Genomic DNA, 4,030 nt, shown 5'->3' with positions numbered 1-4,030 from the left:
CCAACCGGCTCGTCGGCATCCTGCACGGCTGCCTCAAGACCGGCGCCCTCTACGACGAGGCAACCGCCTGGTCGCATCACGCCGAATCGCTTGCTGCTTGACAACTAAAGCTCCTGGGATGTCTTTCCTGGTTGTAGGGGCGGGTTATGGCTGGTCAGGGCGGGGCTGGTAGCGCCTGCAGACGCGTCAGTGCGGTGAGGATGTCACGGGTCCAGGGCCATCGCCCCGCGATGCGCAGGCGCAGCCGTCGGCCACCGCGCACCAGTCGTCCGGCCACCGCGAACAGCCGCAGGCGCAGGCGTTTGGGCTCGTAGCTGCGGGCGGCGGTGCCGGGCAGCGCGAGCATCTGCATCCAAGCCAGGAGTTCGCAGGCCAGGACGACGAGTTCGCACCAGATCTGGTTGCGGGTGAAGTGGCGCAGCGGCAGGTTGGCCAGGCCGGTGTCCTTGGCGCAGCGGATGCGGTCTTCGGCGCGGGCCCGGCGGCGGTGGCGCAGTTCCAGGTCGGCGAGCTGACCACGCTTGGTGTTGGTGACGAAGCAGGTGACGCGGCATCCGTCGACGTCGCTGAAGCGCAACTGAGCTCCGGGATGCGGACGCTCCTTGCGGGCGATGACCCGCATTCCCTTCGGCCAGCCCAGCAGGCCGGTCAGTTCGGCCACCCAGGCGCCGGCCCGTATCTGCCGGTCGGCGTCGTAGGCCGGCGTCCACGCGGACTTGGGCAGGCGCAGGACCGCCTGCTGGATCTCCTCGGTCAGGGTGAACCCGATCGAGTACGACAACCGTCGGCCGGGCTTGGTCAGCCAGGACAAGAACTCGTGCGTGCCGCCGCCGGCGTCGGTGCGGATCAGCACCTGGCGCCGGCGATGCCGGGGCAACTGGGCCAGAGCCAGCCGGGTGGCCTGGATGTGGTCGGCAGCGGTGTTGGAGCCGGCGTTGCCCGGCCGCAGCACCAGGGCCAGGGGCTCGCCGAGCCGCCCGCGTCGTGGTCGGCGAAGACCGTCATCGGGTGGAAGCCGAAGGTGTGTTTCCAGGTCGGTGCCGCGTGCTGCTTGTCGGAATGGGCGATGACGATGGTGGTGTCGAGGTCGAGCGGGATCAGCTCACCGTTGCTGCCCGGCGCCGCGGGCCCGGCCAGGCTCCAGGCGCGCTCGCGGGCGAGGTGACGGGCCGCGAGCAGGGCCTTGAGTGCCTTGGTCTCGTCGCGGGCGAGCCGGTCGATCAGGCGGGAGACGGTCGGGTCGGAGGCCACCGGGCGAACAGGTCGGGCTGGGCGCGCAGCAGGGCGATATCGGCCAGGCAGTCCCCGCCGAGGGCGAGGGCGACGGCCAGGTCGGCCACGATCTTGCCGGGGTCGTGCACCGCGCGGGCCGGTCGCCGGCGCTCCAGCTGCGCCGACAATGCCCGGTCCAGGCCGGTGACGTGCAGGGTCTTGAGCAGCAGCAGACTCCCGGCGTGGGAGAGCAGTCCGGTGCCGTCTGTGGAGGCGGTGATCGTGCGGTGAGGGGCGATAGTCTTCACGTGGAAAGTGCTTCTCGATCTGGCGCGGACAGGACCTTAGACAAGCCCCATCCTCCCAGCTCGGAAGCACTTTCCTCATGCAGATGATCAGCTCACGCGAAATTCACCGCGAAAGCCCGAGGCTAGCGAGCACCCTCATCGACCAGCGAAACCCTGGTCGGGACGACAGGATTTGAACCTGCGACCCCTTTGCCCCCAGTACGGCGGAGTTCTGCCGTTTTGGGAGGTCAAAGAGTGTTTGGTCGAGTGTGTTCGGTGTAGCAACGCGGGGCTTGTTCAGGGGCGGGCATGGCGTGTGGTCCTCGCTGGTCCCGACTGATCGTCAGGCGGGCGCTGATCTGATTGATCACCTCGAAGATCTGCATGAGCTTCCGTTAGCGATCGACGAATCTTAAGCAATGATCAGCTTCATTCTTCGCCAGGCTTCTGCAGGGCAGCTTCAATTCATCGATCATAGACTTATCAACGGAATAGCTCAATATCCATGCAGTTCTCAGAATGTTCGATGGGTTGTGTATGCTTACTTGCGCCCTACTGTACTGGTTCGTCACCATAGAGCCACCAATACTTTCGCGACACAGGTCCGAAGAATTGAATCTTTACTGTCCCGCTTCTTCGCAAGACCGCTTGAGCTATCTGAGCTCTAGTCTCTTCCTTGCGAAGCTTTGATGTAGTGATTTTATCTACCATCCAAACGAATGCCGCAGTTCCCATGCTGGCAGCGGCTCCGACAACGGTTGGATCAATGCCCTTCAGATGGACGAGTTGACGCGCAATCAGACCAACTGGTGCAGGGGCGCGCCACCTCGCTACATTTGCCCACTGAGAAGCCCTCTGTTGGATTTGTAGACGTATCATTCGTCCCTCGAATGCTGCCCCCGCCAAGTTGGTCAGGTCTTGCATATATATCATAAGTGCGGTTTCCAGTACGCCTGGTGCAGCAACGTCGTCCTGGTCGGCCTTTTCGAGTGAGCGAATGTAACGCTTATGCTCTTTGGATTTACGGATTCTATGTATTTGCTGGGGAGTTAAGTTCTTGGCGAGTAGGTAAATCACAGCTTCTGGTGAGCTGAGAATCTGATCGTCCGGAAAGCTTCCGGGTGTCAGTTCGATGGATCCGTCTATCTCCTGGACCGGAGTCCCTGTCCCGAAGATGCGGCCAGCGGGTTTAGAGTATGCCGACGGGACGACCAGGGGAAGATTAAAATTCTTGGCCATCACGCCAAGCGAATGAATTGTCAGCTCCACACGAATCATTTGCGCCATATCAGAGGCGCCGCGAGTGTGCAGCATCTCGGCATACTCCCAAAATTCCGTTTGGCGAAAATCTTTTCGTCCCCTCGCCCCCATGGAATCTTTGACAAACCCAACGAGATCTCTTGCTTGGGAGCGGCTCATTGGCATCTCGATCTCATCCATCCAGTATTTCGGTTGAATGAGCGCTTCTTCGGCGAGGTCATTCATTAAGTTTTGGTTGCCCTCCGAATCAGTATGAAGTATGTTCGGCTTGGCTCGATCGAGTTGCGTAGCGAACCTAGCGATACTTCTGGGTGACAGCTCTGCGTAATTTCCCCCGCGGATTGCTTGACGGCCCACGTCGGCGAAGGAATTGGCGCTGGCACGCATTGCGGGGACAATCGTTCCGTCTGTCAAGAAAATCTGATATCCGGAATCCGGTTTCGCCAGTAGCTTCAGAAGGGGTGGGGCGAATAGGATGCTCGTATCCGGCAGGAATAGGCGTCGGTGCATCAATAGATGATAATTGAGATTTCCCCGAACATCCACCAACCCTTGCATGAATCGCGATTTCCCGCGAATGGGACGATTTGACCTACGAGCGAAGGCGGGATCTCCGGCCGCCCAGAAAACGTCAGGAACTGTGGATTCACGATCTATTTCTGCCGTCGAGATCATTGCGCATCACCATTCTGCGGCGTGGTCGCACATCAGAGAATCCATAGATTGCTCCCCGGGGCCAGGTGAATCCGCGATGCCGTCTGGCCTGCACCCGGCAGAATCGACCCTCGATGCCATGGTTGGCATGATACGCCGTCGTGCGTTCCGCCAAGCGTGCACAGCCGTGCAAGTCCTGACCCCGGTTCGTGAGTCGGTAGCCGACAGTTGGTCACTCAGGAGACAAGTGAGGCTGCTTCCGATCTTCGGGAGCCTACGGCAACTCTGTGGAGGGGTGGCGATTGGCATGAAAGTCGTTAAGAGTTGATGTGGTGGCCAGGCAGGCTACCTGGTCGACTCTCGATCCGTATATGGCGGGATGGCGTAACGCGTGGTGCCGAGTGTGGGGCATCTACCCATTCGGATGATCACGAACGGTGTGGTGGATCGGGCGCTGCATGGCTGGATCGCGGACGAGTGCAGTCGCTCTGGTTGCGTCCACGGGAGTGGTGTACGAGTTTGGCCTGGTCACAGGCGTGGCGTCGTGAAATGAAGACGGCCATCGAGTGATCCTTCGAGTAGCTAGATCAAGATCGAAGGGAACCAGACGATGGCCG

General features: G+C 60.8%; 1 protein-coding gene and 1 pseudogene. Both read right to left on the bottom strand.

The window, feature by feature from the left end:
* Nucleotides 1-154: 154 nt before the first annotated feature.
* Nucleotides 155-1,511 (bottom strand): annotated as a pseudogene (locus ACTWPW_RS63215) (IS1380 family transposase).
* A gap of 540 nt (nucleotides 1,512-2,051) precedes the next feature.
* Nucleotides 2,052-3,434, bottom strand: a complete 1,383-nt coding sequence (locus tag ACTWPW_RS63210; RefSeq protein WP_443174886.1) for a hypothetical protein — start codon at nucleotides 3,432-3,434, stop codon at nucleotides 2,052-2,054.
* Between the last annotated feature and the right edge of the window lie 596 nt (nucleotides 3,435-4,030).

It is taken from the genome of Nonomuraea sp. KM90 (assembly GCF_052246675.1).
Taxonomy (GTDB): Bacteria; Actinomycetota; Actinomycetes; order Streptosporangiales; family Streptosporangiaceae; genus Nonomuraea.
This window is presented reverse-complemented; position numbering and strand designations above follow the sequence as displayed.

Excerpts from the sequence above, each read along its gene's own strand:
- ACTWPW_RS63210 (WP_443174886.1), bottom strand. The coding sequence starts at position 3,434 with ATGATCTCGACGGCAGAAATAGATCGTGAATCCACAGTTCCTGACGTT.